Source organism: Paenibacillus sp. FSL F4-0097, from assembly GCF_038593125.1.
Classification (GTDB): Bacteria; Bacillota; Bacilli; order Paenibacillales; family Paenibacillaceae; genus Paenibacillus_AQ; species Paenibacillus_AQ odorifer.
The window spans coordinates 368,124-381,600 of record NZ_CP151965.1 but is presented as its reverse complement, the minus strand read 5'-3'; the positions used below and the strand labels follow the sequence as shown (position 1 = coordinate 381,600).

Annotated in this window: 15 protein-coding genes; 1 reads left to right on the top strand and 14 read right to left on the bottom strand. The window is 44.7% G+C overall.

Annotation, left to right across the window (positions count from 1 at the left end):
- Nucleotides 1-24: 24 nt before the first annotated feature.
- The 12 genes from MHH86_RS01700 to MHH86_RS01645 all read right to left on the bottom strand — a co-directional run bounded on the left by MHH86_RS01700 (nucleotide 25) and on the right by MHH86_RS01645 (nucleotide 10,684).
- Entirely contained in the window at nucleotides 25-1,233 is a 1,209-nt protein-coding gene (locus MHH86_RS01700; RefSeq protein ID WP_235219550.1) for an HpcH/HpaI aldolase/citrate lyase family protein, read from the bottom strand.
- 224 nt (nucleotides 1,234-1,457) lie between these two features.
- Nucleotides 1,458-2,198 (bottom strand): TerC family protein, encoded by a 741-nt coding sequence (locus MHH86_RS01695; protein ID WP_036687425.1) that lies wholly within the window; start codon nucleotides 2,196-2,198, stop codon nucleotides 1,458-1,460.
- Nucleotides 2,199-2,225: 27 nt separating this feature from the next.
- A complete protein-coding gene (locus tag MHH86_RS01690) occupies nucleotides 2,226-3,506 on the bottom strand; it encodes a TerD family protein (RefSeq protein ID WP_036687424.1) in 1,281 nt (426 codons plus the stop codon).
- A gap of 133 nt (nucleotides 3,507-3,639) precedes the next feature.
- Nucleotides 3,640-4,221: a TerD family protein gene (locus MHH86_RS01685; protein ID WP_036687422.1), complete on the bottom strand. Its 582-nt coding sequence runs from the start codon at nucleotides 4,219-4,221 to the stop codon at nucleotides 3,640-3,642.
- A gap of 58 nt (nucleotides 4,222-4,279) precedes the next feature.
- Nucleotides 4,280-4,855 carry a TerD family protein gene (locus MHH86_RS01680; RefSeq protein WP_036687420.1) on the bottom strand — a complete coding sequence of 192 codons (576 nt, stop codon included), beginning with the start codon at nucleotides 4,853-4,855 and terminating at the stop codon, nucleotides 4,280-4,282.
- A 29-nt stretch (nucleotides 4,856-4,884) separates the two neighbouring features.
- Nucleotides 4,885-5,481: a TerD family protein gene (locus tag MHH86_RS01675; RefSeq protein WP_036687418.1), complete on the bottom strand. Its 597-nt coding sequence runs from the start codon at nucleotides 5,479-5,481 to the stop codon at nucleotides 4,885-4,887.
- A 124-nt stretch (nucleotides 5,482-5,605) separates the two neighbouring features.
- Entirely contained in the window at nucleotides 5,606-6,052 is a 447-nt protein-coding gene (locus tag MHH86_RS01670; RefSeq protein ID WP_036687417.1) for a tellurite resistance TerB family protein, read from the bottom strand.
- A 155-nt stretch (nucleotides 6,053-6,207) separates the two neighbouring features.
- A complete protein-coding gene (locus MHH86_RS01665) occupies nucleotides 6,208-6,930 on the bottom strand; it encodes an amino acid ABC transporter ATP-binding protein (protein WP_036687449.1) in 723 nt (240 codons plus the stop codon).
- Between the two features lie 10 nt (nucleotides 6,931-6,940).
- Nucleotides 6,941-7,591, bottom strand: coding sequence for an amino acid ABC transporter permease (locus tag MHH86_RS01660; RefSeq protein WP_036687415.1), 651 nt, complete (start codon nucleotides 7,589-7,591; stop codon nucleotides 6,941-6,943).
- Between the two features lie 93 nt (nucleotides 7,592-7,684).
- Nucleotides 7,685-8,500, bottom strand: coding sequence for a transporter substrate-binding domain-containing protein (locus MHH86_RS01655; protein ID WP_036687413.1), 816 nt, complete (start codon nucleotides 8,498-8,500; stop codon nucleotides 7,685-7,687).
- Nucleotides 8,501-8,725: 225 nt separating this feature from the next.
- Nucleotides 8,726-9,601: an N-carbamoylputrescine amidase gene (gene aguB / locus MHH86_RS01650; RefSeq protein WP_076107380.1), complete on the bottom strand. Its 876-nt coding sequence runs from the start codon at nucleotides 9,599-9,601 to the stop codon at nucleotides 8,726-8,728.
- Nucleotides 9,602-9,655: 54 nt separating this feature from the next.
- Entirely contained in the window at nucleotides 9,656-10,684 is a 1,029-nt protein-coding gene (locus MHH86_RS01645) for an agmatine deiminase family protein (protein WP_076141401.1), read from the bottom strand.
- A 210-nt stretch (nucleotides 10,685-10,894) separates the two neighbouring features.
- On the opposite strand from MHH86_RS01645, the gene MHH86_RS01640 reads away from it, so the two are divergent.
- The gene (locus MHH86_RS01640) at nucleotides 10,895-11,209 is read left to right on the top strand and encodes a LysE family transporter (protein ID WP_081386805.1); all 315 of its coding nucleotides are present in this window, start codon (nucleotides 10,895-10,897) and stop codon (nucleotides 11,207-11,209) included.
- 13 nt (nucleotides 11,210-11,222) lie between these two features.
- Here MHH86_RS01640 and yfcE read toward each other — a convergent pair whose 3' ends face one another.
- Both yfcE and MHH86_RS01630 read right to left on the bottom strand, forming a co-directional pair.
- Nucleotides 11,223-11,771, bottom strand: a complete 549-nt coding sequence (gene yfcE, locus MHH86_RS01635; protein WP_076141403.1) for a phosphodiesterase — start codon at nucleotides 11,769-11,771, stop codon at nucleotides 11,223-11,225.
- A 125-nt stretch (nucleotides 11,772-11,896) separates the two neighbouring features.
- Nucleotides 11,897-13,381 carry a glutamate synthase subunit beta gene (locus tag MHH86_RS01630; protein ID WP_342479607.1) on the bottom strand — a complete coding sequence of 495 codons (1,485 nt, stop codon included), beginning with the start codon at nucleotides 13,379-13,381 and terminating at the stop codon, nucleotides 11,897-11,899.
- Nucleotides 13,382-13,477: the final 96 nt, after the last annotated feature.

Genomic DNA, 13,477 nt, shown 5'->3' with positions numbered 1-13,477 from the left:
TTCACTTGCAGGTTCTCGACTATGTTATACGTGCGTAAATTCGTTTTCGGGTAATAATCCGACAAAATGCTGTTGTTCATGTAACACCCCGTATATTTGAGATCGTAGTAAAGTTCGTCTTGCCCAATTGAGATGGGGCTTAATTTCATTCATTTTATTAAAATATTGACTCTTAAACACGCCCAAACTGCCATCATTACTTTCTACAATGCTTAAAGCATCAACGTATTCCTCATGCATAACCGTATACATCGCCTGAACAGGTCTGAGGTGAGAAGGATGGATAATCGTCTTGCCTACAATTCCATTCTCTTTATCTAAAATAACCTCACGAATTAGCCCGTCTACACTGCTCGAAATATAGCTATTCCGCATATCACGGCCGTTTTTGCCGTAAGTATCCTCAAATGGCGTCTGCCGTAGCTGCGGCCGGAGAACTCGATGGCCTTTATTCGCAAAATACTCCCAGACGGGTCCTGAGATCACATATCCCTCTTCAACCCGCCCAAACACATTGATAATGTCCGAGATACAGTCACGAATAGGAGTAAGATCATAAATACTAACATCAGGACTGCGACGCAGTCCGAACAGACTGGAGAAATCCGTTGCCCCAATTCTAACGTTTAGGACAAGTTCACGGTAATTACGGAGTAAATCACGGATAGATAGCAGACTGTCCACTCGACTTTCCCGATAAATAATAGGTGCAGTTTCCAAGATTGGCATCCCGTAAAGCACAGGATCATTATAACCACGCGTATTGTTGTACTCAGCTAACGTTTCAAAATATTGAATTCCATTGTCCACAGAGAACTTAGGAAAAACAAACCCTGTTAACATCGTTACCAAGGATCCCAAGCGGAAAATCATTTGCCGGAGTTGGTCCGGGTTACGTACTCGTATAAAAAGAAGCGGGAGGCTGTTTGCCGAATCCAGCTCATTTTCTGCGTAAGCAGCTAGATAAATAAGATGCTGGATAATAGACTCCTCTGCATTGTCAACCTGGTCATCTCCGATTGCGTCCTCCAGATCTATAATAACCGTCACCAGACCTGCATTCTTGAGCTTAATGATGTCTTCTGCAACACTTGCACGGGTAGCCGGCATATAGAGGGCAGCGCCGACAGCGTAGGCTAGCAGTTCCTTGTTCGTGGTATGATCAAATGAGATAGGCGGAGTGTAAAACAAAGAGTTTTCTTGTTCTTTCGTCAGGTAATCGAAGTATCTCAAATCGGTTCCCCCTTATAGTTTTGCGAAGCCAAGCAAAACAAGCGTAGACCTCTCCTCATAGAGAGTGTCAGAACCGGCAATACTATCCCTTGGGATGGCATATTGGCTCTCTCAAATATAAGTGAAGGCCTACGCTATAACATATACGATTACCTGAAAGAAGCAGGCGTTTCTATTCTTGCATGATCGGCTCCGACTTCTCTATGGTGCAATTACTTTTTTAATCATGCACTTTTGTGGGCATCTTTTTTCTTACGTCTAGCACTGTAGAGGATCGTACCCACGAATACCGCTATAAGGATTGTAAAGAATACGACATGCGGCAATTCAAAGCCAAAAGCACCCGCTAGCATCTTACCCGCAATAATGGCGATAAGCAGGAACGCTGCCTGTTCCAATTCAGGGAATTTATCAATAAGCTTCAAGAATACCTGCGCCACTCCGCGCATCATCAGAACTCCTAATATACCACCCATAAAGAGAACCCAAACCTGATCGCTAAGTCCAAATGCAGCAATGACACTGTCAATACTGAAAGCAATATCCATTAATTCAACAAGGAGAACCGTCTTCCAAAAAGAAGTGCCTTTATTCTCCGTATGCTCTTCGCCACTGCCCTTAAATAAACCTTTATATGCGATATAAAAGAGATACAGTGCACCAAGAACCTTAACCAAAGTAAACTTAATAAGAAATGTCCCTAGTCCAATGGCCAGGAATCTGAACAAATAAGCCCCTAAGATACCGTAGAAAAGTGCCTTTTTCTGCTGCTCCTTAGGTAGATGCTTAACCATAACGGCAAGCACAAGCGCATTATCTGCAGAGAGCAAACCTTCTAGTAGAATTAAGCTTCCGATAATCCCCCAGCTCACAGGATCAGAGAGCGTGCCTACTACATCACTCCATGAGAAAAAATGCCCGTAATTCTCACTAATATTTCTAAAAAAATCTGCGAACCAATCCATTACACTTTGCGCCTCCGGTAAAATCGATTATTTGCTGCCCGCAACCCAGCGCAGCCCCCATCCATAGGCTTCATCCATCTCACGATGACCACTGTAATATTGCACCAGCCGTTCAACACTAAATGTTTCATTGCTTACATTCCGGAATAACGCAATGGCACACATCCCTTTTCGGTTGTTATGCTCGTCCAAATTTACAATGATATCAGGTCCTCCGCCTTGTTTGATGGTGACAACCCCATCGGCCTCCGACCAGTTGGTTACCCCTTTATAAATAAAGGAAAACACTAGAATGCGTTCAATCTCGGAAATTTTGATACCATTTATACGCAAATTCTCACCAGTAGTTACGGAGCCTGTACGATCATCCCCATCAAGCATGACATAAGGAGGTTGATTTAAGGAGCCAAAGGCATTGCCTAACGCTTGTACCACTCCTTTACTGCCATTCTTCAGTTCATACAGACAAGCAAGATCTAGATCTACGCCATTTTTACGACTAAAGAGTCCGCCCTGTTTCTGGTTCCAGTTGAGATTAATCAACACTTCCCCTAGATCACCACTGGCTGATTTTTTCAAATTGATGGAATCGCCTTTTTTCTTCAGCTCGATTTTCTTCAAGTTGAGATTTATTGGCGAAGGCGGAGGTGTGGGTGGAGGGCTCTCTTCACGTTTCACTGGCTGCGCAGGCGGCGTTGCGAAGATTCGTGGTGGAATCTGCGGCTTAACCTCCGGCTGTGGAGCAGCAGGAGCAGGCTCCTCATTCGCTTCAATACCAAAGTTGCTGCATATCTCTTTCAAACCTCCGGCAAACCCCGCTGCAATGGCACTGAACTTCCATTCACTGTTATATCTATATAATTCCCCTACCACAATGGCCGTTTCCACGGAGAAAAGATTGTCGAGATCACATCGGAGCAGTTCCGCACCTGTTACTTGATTCAGAATCCGAAAATAGGCCTGACTTACTTGCCCAAAACTTTGACCCCTTTTCTCCCCATCATAGATGGTAAGTGTAAAGGCAATCTTCATCACATCGGAAGGAATCTTATCCAATTGAACTTCGAATTGCTTGCGGTCATTGAATCCTGGCACATCCTTATACCTAATATAAGAAGTGGCTGGATTATTATAAAATATTAAATCCTCGTCTTTACTTACCTTACCCTCTGATCCAAGCAGGAAAGCAGAGCTATCAATCTCCAGAGCAGCCGGAGCATTCCAGCCGATTTCTACGATTATAGAATGAAGTCCAGCATTGCCTTTGGTCAGATCAGCTTTTTGCCCTTTGACTACGTTAACACTCATTCTTACGCCACCTTTATAAATGGAGTAAACCAACCCATAATTTTGTAAAAAAGAACCCCACAAAGTGGAGTCTGTACTGCTCTAAATATTTAGAAAAAGGGCAGGATCGGTAATGACCCCGCCCACTTGGATGCTATTGCGCGTCCAGTCCATAGTTTCTGCATAAAGCGCTTAGACCGCCGGCAAAGCCACTTCCAATCGCCTGGAACTTCCAATCCGCACCATTGCGGTAGAACTCACAGAATACAACAGCTGTTTCAGTTGAGAAGTCTTCACCCAGATCAAAGCGAAGCACTTCACGATCATTAGAAGCATCTACCACACGTACAAAGGCATTGGAGACTTGTCCAAAGTTTTGTGCCCGAGTTTCGTAATCATAGATCGTTACCGTTATTCCGATGCGCTGAATATGAGCAGGGATTTTGCTGAAGTCAACAACAATCTGCTCATCATCTCCGTCCCCCTCACCCGTACGGTTATCCCCCGTATGAGTCAAAGAACCTGCGCCACCCGAGGGATTATTGTAGAATACAAAATCATCGGAGCCCTTGGCTTTACCATCTTCATGCAGTAGAAAGGCTGAAGCATCAAGGTCAAAATCTTGGCCGCCGCTATACTTATTAGTATCCCAGCCCAATCCTACTACTACCTTAGTCAAACCCGGATTAGTCTTGGTAAGATCAATCCGTTGTCCTTTAGAGAGACTGATCGTCACTGACAAAACCTTCCTTCATTATATTCGTTTGGTTCATCTTTGGCATATACAACGAAATTTATTGCAGGCCGTAGTCGCGAGTCAAACCGCTCAAGCCGTCTTTATAGCCGCTGCCGATGGCATTGAACTTCCACTCTGCACCATTACGATACAGTTCGCCTACAACAACACCAGTTTCAATAGAGAAATCCTCACCGAGGTCGAAACGAATCAGCTCTTCATTGTTCAGATCGTTTACGATACGTACATAAGAACGGGAAACTTGTCCGAAGTTTTGACTTCTTGCTTCAGCATCATAAATTGTAATAGTAAAAGCTACTTTGTCTACATCAGCAGGGATGTTCTGAAGATCCACTTGAACCTGCTCATCATCACCATCGCCTTCACCTGTACGGTTATCGCCGGTATGAACAACAGAAGCATTTTCATTTTGCTTGTTATTGAAGAAAATAAAGTTTGTTTCTTTATCAACTTTACCACTAGCATTGGTCAAAAAGACGGATACGTCCAAATCGAAATCTTTTCCGCCGTCATATTTATTAGTGTCCCAACCAAGACCTACTGTGATTTTGGATAGACCTGGGTTTGTTTTCGTTAAATCGATCTTTTGACCTTTGGATAGATTAATTGCCATGATTACATACCTCTTTTCTTATATTTGGATTATACGTAGCGTTCTGCAAGTTGATTGATATGAGCGGCGTGGCTGCCTTCACCAATTGCAGCGAATTTCCATTCCCCACCTTGGCGGTAAAGCTCTCCACAAATAAGTGCCGTAAAACCTGTGTAGTTGTCTGATAAGTTAAATTTAATCAACTCATTATTCCCGGCAGCATTCATTACCCGAATATACGCTGATTTGATCATTCCAAAATCCTGTTTGCGATTCACTGCATCGTAAATGTTAACGACAACCAGAACCTTGTGAACATCGGCAGGAATGGCTTTCAAATTAACCATGATTTGCTCGTCATCTCCGTCGCCTTCACCCGTCAGATTATCTCCGGAATGAATAACCGAGTTGCAAGGACTTTGCTTGTTGTGGAAGCAGATCAGGTTACCCTTCTTAGTTAGCTTACCTTCCTCATTTAATAGCAGTGCTGAGGCATCACAGTCGACATTCGCCTGTTTCTTGACTCCAAAGAATCCCCGCGAGGCTTCAATCGGATCCCAGCCTAAGCCCACAATTACATTGGACAAGCCCGCATTACCTTTAGTCAAATCAATCTTTTGACCTTTTACCAGATTAATTCCAGCCAAATCAACGTACCTCCGTTTCCGATAAAAATCATTATCTGTTAGTCTAGCTTTTAGGTGTTATATCAGTGATACGATAAAGATTAAATTACGTTTCAACGAACTTTCATCTATGACTCCACCTAATTTATAAACTGAATTCGCTAGGGTTTAATCCCAAGACGCTACAAATATTCCGCACAACTGCTTTTTCATAATCATCAAAATCGCCATCGGCCGATCCAATTGCCGAGCATACGCCCACGATTAAACGTCCTGCATCTGGTTTGCCGCTAAACTTTGCGATGGCCTTCAAAGCCTCTTGTTTCCCTATTTCCGGCGAGAATTCGAAGTTGCTTACATAATAGTTAAATTGAGCAATGACATCTCTCATGTCAAATACCTTCAATTCATTACTCATATTCATATAGCCGGCCATTTTATTTTTCTCTGCTTCTTCTATTTTACCGTCAGCCGCAGCCACCAAAGCGCAGCCCGCAACTACAGCATTCATAAAATCTTTATTTTTGAATTTTTTCACTTGATCTGTTAGTCCGCTTTTGGTTGTGTTTAACCAGTTTTTAAATGTGCTCATCGTATTCTCCCTCTATCACTGCAAGATTATGATAACAAAAGATATCCCCAGAGCCTCCTCTCCACGTTCCGACAGATTTTGCATATAAATCCCTGAAATAACCGTTACTCTTCTAATATACCTGATAAAATAACAAGATTCTACTTTCCACAAAATTACAGCACCTTTGATAGAAAGGAGCGTGTCCGTTCTTGCACAGGATTTCCGAACAGCTGCTCCGGACTTCCTTCCTCTACAATCTCACCTTGTTCCATAAACAGCACACGATCTCCCACCTCACGCGCAAAGCCCATTTCATGCGTCACCACGACCATCGTCATCCCCTCACGGGCCAGCTCCTTCATCACCGCCAGCACTTCCCCCACCATCTCCGGGTCAAGCGCTGAGGTTGGTTCGTCAAAGAGCATAATTTGGGGCTCCATAGCCAGCGCCCTCGCAATCGCTACCCGCTGAGCCTGACCCCCAGACAATGAGGCTGGGTACATCTCTGCTTTTTCACTTAGACCTACTTTTTGCAGCAGCTCCAGCGCTTTTTGCCGCGCTTTATCCGGAGACCATTTACGCACCTGAACCGGTGCCAGCATAATGTTCTCTATAACCTTCATATGAGGAAATAAATTAAACTGCTGAAACACCATCCCAAGCTCTGTACGGATATCGTTAATCTTCGTACTCGCCGCCATCAAAGAAGTGCCTTCAATTACAATCTCGCCCCCCTGCGGCTGCTCCAGTAAATTAAGGCAACGCAAAAAGGTGGATTTACCCGATCCGGACGGCCCAATAACCACCACTACCTCCTGACTGAAAATATCGATACTTATGTCGGCCAGCACCGTATTTGTTCCAAATGATTTATGTAAGTTCCGTACTGAAATCATAGGCTCCATCCTATTTCAGCCTCCGTTCAACGTAATTCAGCAGCTTGCTAAGAGAATAGGTAAGAATGAAATAAATAAGTGCCGCTGTCAAATAAGGCTCCCATATCCGCAAATATTGCCCTTTCATCGTGTTGGTCCAATACATTATTTCCGGTGCAGCCACCAAAGCCAGAAGAGAGGAGTCTTTCACAAGCACAATAAACTCGTTACCAAAAGCCGGAACCATCCGTTTGATCGCTTGCGGTAAAATAATAAATCTCATCGCTTGCCGATTAGTCATCCCCAGTGAAATAGCGGCTTCCCGTTGCCCACGATCAACCGACTGAATGCCCGCCCGAAAAATCTCAGCCGAATAAGCAGCCGAATTAAGCGACAGAGCGACAAACGCAGTGATTAGGGCGTTGGTTTTGCCGTAAAGCGGGGGAATCACTCCAAAGTGAACAATCAGAATCTGCACATACAGTGGTGTTCCCCGAAAAAAGTTGATATATGAATGAAAAGGCCAGCGCAAATACCATTTAGGAGCCATTTTGCCAAATCCGATCCCCAGTCCCAAAATAGAACCAAATAAAATAGAAACTACAGAAATACCGATAGTCAGCAATGTCCCTTTTAAAAGGACGGGCAAATAATGAATAATAATGTCCATTCTAAAATCCATAGGACTCTCCCCTTCTCTTCTTTATGTCATCTCTCTTTAAAAAAATAAGCATGCGCAATAGCTATCATTACGCATGCTTATTAGGTTCTTTCCTTATTTTGCGTTCAATAAGCTATCCAGGTTAGGTTCTTCGCCGAACCAAGTTTTGTAGATTTCCGTGTACTTTCCGTTTTCCAATACCTTCTTAATAGCCGGATCCAGTTTCGCTTTTAACTCACTGCCCTTAGGGTAAAGAATGCCGTAATATTCCGCTCCGAAGTTCTCCGTGTCTACAATCCCCACCAGCTTCTGCTTAGGATTGTTTTTCATGTATTCACGTACAATGGCAATATCCGCTACGACCGCATCGGCTCCGCCGCCATTCAGTTCCATCAATGCCACCGCATTGCTGTCAAAACGTTTCAAGTTAGGGTTGTCGACGCCCATTATTCCGCTCATCAGGTCGTCTGCAGTTGTGGCCCCTTGTATTGCAACTACTTTATCTTTAAGATCAAGTGCATTTTTGATGTCGCTGCCTTCTTTAACCATGATCATATTGGTAGATTCGAAATAAGGGATGGAGTAGTCATAGGTTTCTTTACGTTCATCCGTAATGGATACTGAAGACAGCCCTGCTTGATACTCCGTTCCCTGCTTCACACTTTGAAGCATCGTTTCCCAGCCTGTGTTCGTTACGTCATAGTCTATTCCCGCTTCTTCCATAACTGCCTTAATAAAATCGATGTCGAATCCTTTGATTTTATCCGTGTCCATGTACTCCATAGGAGCGTAGCTGGCATCACTGGCAAACTTAATTTTCTCTGCCGGGGATTCGTTACCAGCTTTACTGTTATTTGCTCCACAACCTACCAATCCAACCACCACCAATGCGATAAAAACTGACATTAAAGCGCGACTTTTTATTGTCATATCTCCATACCCCCTATTTTTGGAAATAACTTAAAGAGATTTTAACAGATTAAAGGATTCATGACAATTAACTTTTCTATTTTATGTAAGGTTATATAACATAATATTATTATTTTATAAGTTTTATACGTACATCACTCTCAAAAAATTACCATCAAACACAAAAAGGCACTGCCAGAGATTGTATTCTCCCTAGCAATGCCTTTAGATTTAACCTTAAACCTATTAAAGTGTGATATCTCCATCATAAGAACCGATCAATTTATACAAATCCGGCCGGCGGTCACGGAAGATTCCCCACTCGATCCGTCCAACTTCCAAAGCATCCAGATCGAATTCGCTTACCAGCACGGTTTGCTCATCACGTCCAGCCTCAACGATTTTATTGCCCTGAGGACCTGCAATGAATGATGAACCGTAGAAATTAATGCTCGAATCCTCATCAATTTCTTCACCAATACGGTTGGAAGCCACGACTGGAATAAGATTAGCAGCTGCATGTCCAAGCATACAGGTCTGCCAATGATCCTTGGAATCGATCGATCCATCCTGCGGTTCAGAACCAATAGCCGTTGGATAGAACAGAATTTCTGCTCCCATCAGGCTCATTACTCTAGCCGCTTCTGGATACCATTGATCCCAGCAGATACCTACGCCAATCTTGGCATAACGAGTGTTCCATACCTTAAAGCCAGTATCTCCCGGATTAAAGTAGAACTTCTCTTCATAACCTGGGCCATCTGGAATATGACTCTTGCGGTATTTGCCAAGCACCGTTCCATCAGCATCGATTACAGCAAGTGAATTGTAACGCGCGTAATTCTTTTTCTCATAAAAACTAATTGGCAGTACCACTTGCAGCTCCTTGGCTACTGCTTTGAAATGATTAATCGCCTTGTTATGCTCAAGCTCTGTTGCATATGCGTAATAATCAGCTTTCTCTTTTTGACAGAAATACGGAGTCTCAAACAGCTCCTGCAGCAAAATAATTTGCGCACCCTGTGCTGCCGCTTCTCTGACCAATGTCTCGGCTTTGCTGATATTCTCCTCAATATTGCTGGAACAACTCATTTGTGTCGCAGCTACTTTTACATTTCTCAAGAATCTGTCCTCCTTGTATATAAATGTCCCTTTGGACGTTTAGTTTCCTTCAAATTATTGCTGTGCAGGCATTTGCTGCGTAGTGCAATGTACATTCCCGCCTTCGGTGATAACGGCCATTCCGTTAACTGTACGAATCTTGCGATCCGGGAACAAATCAGCGAGCACTTTCTCAGCAAGTGTATCCGTTTCTGTCGCGGTGCCGCCAAACACAGGCAAGATAATTCCGCCGTTCACGAAATAAAAGTTCAAATAACTGAGTGTCAGACGACTGCCGTCATGATCGACCCGTGGTGGCTGCTGAATCTTGATAATCTCCAGCTTACGCCCTTTGGCATCTGTAGCGTTCTCCAGAATACGCAGATTTTCTTGCGTAATCTCATAGTTCTCATCCTGCGGGTCCTCACAGACCTGGATAATAACTTTGCCTGGTGCAGCAAAACAAGCAATATTATCAACGTGACCATCGGTTTCATCGCCGCTAAGGCCACGTCTCAGCCAGATAATAGCTTCTGTACCTGTATAGTTCCGCACGTACTCTTCGATCTCTTCGCGCTTCAGCTCCGGGTTGCGGTTTAGGTTAAGCAGACACTCTTCTGTAGTAAGCAAAGTGCCTTCTCCATCCGTATGAATCGAGCCACCCTCCATCACAAGCGGTGCATCAAAACGGGTGATCTGTGCATGCTCCAGAATCTGCGGAGCCACTTCGTCATCCAGATCCCAAGGTGAATATTTACCGCCCCAAGCATTAAACTTCCAGTTCACACCTGCCATTTGTCCTTCTTTATTAACAATAAAGGTAGGTCCATTATCACGCAGCCAAGCATCGCTATGCGCAATAGGCAGCAGCGTTACATTCGGTCCGCCGACCCGATGTTCTACCCGCTCCACGTCCTCCGGGTTCACAATGACCGTGATCGGTTCAAACTCGGCGATGGCTGTGATAATGTCAGCATAACCTTGACACACTGACTCGTGGTTGTCCGGGAAACACATAGATTCCTGCACCGGCCAGGAGATAAAAGTACGTTCATGCTTGCCCCATTCCGGTGGCATTGTATAGTTCAAATCTTTAGGATTCATGTGTTAACTACCTTTACTAATATATTTGGAGCCATTCCTACCCTTAAAACTCCTTCCTCATCATACAATAATATGTTCTAGTGCTCAATTCCCTGGGACATTAATAATGTTGGAAGGAATTTTTTTTCGCAGCCCCCATTTTACAGTTAAAAAATTTAAGTTTCATCCGTTACAACGAAGCTAACAGAACCCAATTCCCCAAAAAGCTCACTGAATTCATACACGGTAACGCTGTTGCTGACGTTGTCTAATCCCATGACAATTATTTTTTCCCTTGGCGTATTCAGCGCATCTGGCGTCCTTCTGTCTCATAGCAGCTCCAATATGCCGTTTCTAGTTAGCGGCGTCTTTCTGGGTTCCGCATTATGGTGGATGGGTTTGACAGGGAGCACCGCTTTGTTCAGAAACAACATAATGTCAGGACGTTCGAAACAGCTCATGTTCAACAAACTATCCGGATTGGTAATGTTGTCCTTTGGCATTGTCTCCCTTGTTCAATCTCTCAATCTTCAGGAGTTCCTTTAAACGATCCCTCTCACTATACGGTAATCTTTTTTACCACATTGCCTTCAAAATCCTTAACGATAAATTCCCCGCCCTCTAGAACAGCATAGGAATTCGGATTATTCTCTTTAGGCAGCGATATGGAGCCGGGGTTCAGCACGTACACTCCCTCCTTTACATCGGCAACTGGTATATGGGTATGTCCCTGAATAAAAATATCCTTCTCGGAAAGCGCCGGCAAATGCTCAATGCTAAAGCCATGACCATGTGTAGCGTAAATCCGTTTGCCTTCGTGCAAAAGCATTACATAATCGCCCATCATCGGGAATTCCAGCAGCATTTGATCTACCTCGGCGTCACAGTTTCCACGCACTGCGGTTATCGGCTTGTTTTTGTTATATGCATTAAGCTTATTAGCAACCTCTTGTGGGTTATAGTCCTTCGGCAGCGGATTTCTTGGACCATGATATAGGAAGTCTCCTAGAATAATAAGACTGTCCGGCTGCTCTTCTTCTACCTTTTCCAAAGCCCGTTCCAGCCAAAATAAAGATCCGTGAATGTCGGAAATAAACATTAACTTCATCATGTATTCTCCTTTTCAACTTAACTTAAGTAAATATGTGCTTAGACAATAATCTTAACCTTGAACATACCACAACGCAAAGCAGACGTTCCCAAAGGAACGCCCTGCTCGCTATATCTTAACACTCACGGCAAATTCGAGGATCCCATCAAAAAGCGGTCTACTTCGCGCGCAGTCTGACGCCCTTCGTCAATAGCCCATACTACAAGGCTTTGCCCGCGCCGCATATCACCTGCTGTGAACACACCTTCTACATTGGTTACTTGTGCTCCGAACTCTGCTTTGGCGTTCCCCCGCTCATCGCGTTCCACCCCAAGCTCGCCCAGTACAGTTTCTTCAGGCCCTGTGAATCCCAAAGCCAGCAATACCAGCTGCGCTTGCAGGGTCTCCTCACTGCCCGGCACTTCGACCGGTACCATTCGTCCCTGTTCATTACGAGTCCATTCAATGCTCACTGTACGCAGCTCCTGCACTTGCCCGCCCTCATCGCCGACAAACCGTTTCGTCGAAACCAGATAACGGCGTGGATCTTCTTTATACAGTGAAGCGGCCTCCTGCTGACCATAGTCCACTTTAAGCACCTTTGGCCATTCCGGCCAAGGATTGTTAGGCTGACGAGTCAGCGGCGCCTGTGGCATAATCTCGAGCTGAGTTACACTGCGGCAGCCGTGGCGGATTGAGGTGGCCACACAGTCTGTTCCAGTATCCCCACCGCCGATTACAACTACATCCTTACCTGCTGCAGATAAATACTCGCCATCTGCAAGCCCTGAATCCAGTAGGCTCTTTGTATTCAGCGTTAAAAACTCCATAGCTTGATGAATCCCACGCAGATCACGTCCTTCTATCGGAAGATCACGTGCCTGTGTAGATCCACCACACAGTACCACAGCATCATGCTCTGCCTTGAGCTGTGAAGCTGGGAGATCTCGGCCGATCTCTGTTCGAGTTACGAAGGTAATACCCTCAGCCGCAAGCAGATCCACCCGGCGCTGCACAGTCTTTTTATCCAGCTTCATGTTGGGAATACCATAGGTAAGCAGACCGCCAATCCGGTCCGCCCGTTCATACACAGTCACCGTATGTCCAGCCTTATTAAGCTGTGCCGCACAGGCAAGGCCTGCCGGACCTGAACCCACTACAGCAACCTTCTTACCCGTGCGATGAAGTGGCGGCTCAGGCACAATCCAGCCTTCTGCAAAACCTCTATCTACAATTGACTTCTCAATGGATTTAATGGTGACAGGTTTGCCGTTCATCCCTACCGTACAAGAGCCTTCACAAGGAGCGGGACAGACACGGCCTGTAAATTCAGGAAAGTTGTTTGTCTTATGCAGACGTTTCAGCGCTATCTCCCAATTTCCACGATAGACCATATCGTTCCATTCAGGAATCAAGTTGTGCAAAGGGCAGCCGGAAGCCATACCAGACAACAGACGTCCTACATGACAGAATGGCGTACCGCAATCCATACAACGTGCCCCTTGCTCGCGCAGCTTTTCTTCATCCATAGGAATCGAGAATTCATTCCAATTCTTAATTCGCTCCAATGCCTCACACTCGGAGGGTGTCTGTCGTTCAAACTCTAAAAATCCGGTTGCTTTCCCCATCTCTTTCATCCTCTCTACCAAAGAAAAGTACTCTCTGTCACTTTCTGCTGTTATGCCACTCTAAAGCGCCAAAGTAAATGCCTTAATATTAGCATT

Bases quoted from the DNA above. Each gene is read 5' to 3' on its own strand.
- MHH86_RS01695 (WP_036687425.1), bottom strand. From the start codon at position 2,198: ATGGATTGGTTCGCAGATTTTTTTAGAAATATTAGTGAGAATTACGGG.
- MHH86_RS01690 (WP_036687424.1), bottom strand. From the start codon at position 3,506: ATGAGTGTTAACGTAGTCAAAGGGCAAAAAGCTGATCTGACCAAAGGC.
- MHH86_RS01680 (WP_036687420.1), bottom strand. From the start codon at position 4,855: ATGGCAATTAATCTATCCAAAGGTCAAAAGATCGATTTAACGAAAACA.
- MHH86_RS01670 (WP_036687417.1), bottom strand. From the start codon at position 6,052: ATGAGCACATTTAAAAACTGGTTAAACACAACCAAAAGCGGACTAACA.
- MHH86_RS01665 (WP_036687449.1), bottom strand. From the start codon at position 6,930: ATGATTTCAGTACGGAACTTACATAAATCATTTGGAACAAATACGGTG.
- MHH86_RS01660 (WP_036687415.1), bottom strand. From the start codon at position 7,591: ATGGATTTTAGAATGGACATTATTATTCATTATTTGCCCGTCCTTTTA.
- MHH86_RS01655 (WP_036687413.1), bottom strand. From the start codon at position 8,500: ATGACAATAAAAAGTCGCGCTTTAATGTCAGTTTTTATCGCATTGGTG.
- MHH86_RS01645 (WP_076141401.1), bottom strand. From the start codon at position 10,684: ATGAATCCTAAAGATTTGAACTATACAATGCCACCGGAATGGGGCAAG.
- yfcE (WP_076141403.1), bottom strand. From the start codon at position 11,771: ATGAAGTTAATGTTTATTTCCGACATTCACGGATCTTTATTTTGGCTG.
- MHH86_RS01630 (WP_342479607.1), bottom strand. From the start codon at position 13,381: ATGGGGAAAGCAACCGGATTTTTAGAGTTTGAACGACAGACACCCTCC.